The organism is Flavobacterium sp. ABG (assembly GCF_001027725.1).
Taxonomy (GTDB): domain Bacteria; phylum Bacteroidota; class Bacteroidia; order Flavobacteriales; family Flavobacteriaceae; genus Flavobacterium; species Flavobacterium cupriresistens.
Window position 1 is genome coordinate 1 of record NZ_LEKS01000050.1, and the last position, 727, is coordinate 727.

The following is a 727-nucleotide window of genomic DNA, read 5'->3' on the forward strand; positions in this document are numbered from 1 at the left end:
AAAAAGATTAAGTAGAGGAGAAAATTTTTCCATTTAATCGGAGCTATTAAAATATTTCATTTTAAAAAGATTGATTGTAATTTTTTTGTGGTGATTGGAACTTTTTAAAACTAAAAAAATATGAAATCTGATTTTTATAATACAGATGATTCTATGCATACAAGTGATTTTTATAAAAAATTATTTAAAGAATTATCTGAAAAAATTTTCGTGTTTACGGTTTCTTCAGACAATCATTTTCATAGTCCATTAGTGAGTGAATCGATATGTGAGATGTTCGAATTGTCAAATAATATTATTTCAGATACTATTATGTCTTTTTTTTATAATAGTATCTATAAGGACGATAAAATTAAAGTACTGCGTTTTCTTATCGGTTCCAGAAAGATTGAAAAAAAAGGAGATTTAGAATTTAGAAGTGTATTACCTAAAAGAGGATTGTGTTGGTTTAAGGTGTTTTTTAAAACAGAATTGCATTCAGATGGGAGTATTGTTTTTTTGGGGAATGTTTTAGATATAACAGATTTTAAAGTGCAACAGTTGCAACTTGAAATCTCGGATAGACGTTTTCGTTTTGCAATGGAAGCTTCAACATCAGGTGTTTGGGATTGGGACTTGCAAACAAATAGCGTTTTTTATTCCTCACAATCTTTAAAAATATTAGAACAAGAATCTACAGATATTTTTGATAATCCGGAACGATGGGATCAGATTGTACATCCGGATG

Annotated in this window: 1 pseudogene; it reads left to right on the plus strand. The window is 28.2% G+C overall.

What is annotated here, in order from left to right:
* Nucleotides 1-120 precede the first annotated feature (120 nt).
* Nucleotides 121-727: pseudogene (locus AB674_RS21595) on the plus strand (histidine kinase); the annotation flags it as partial.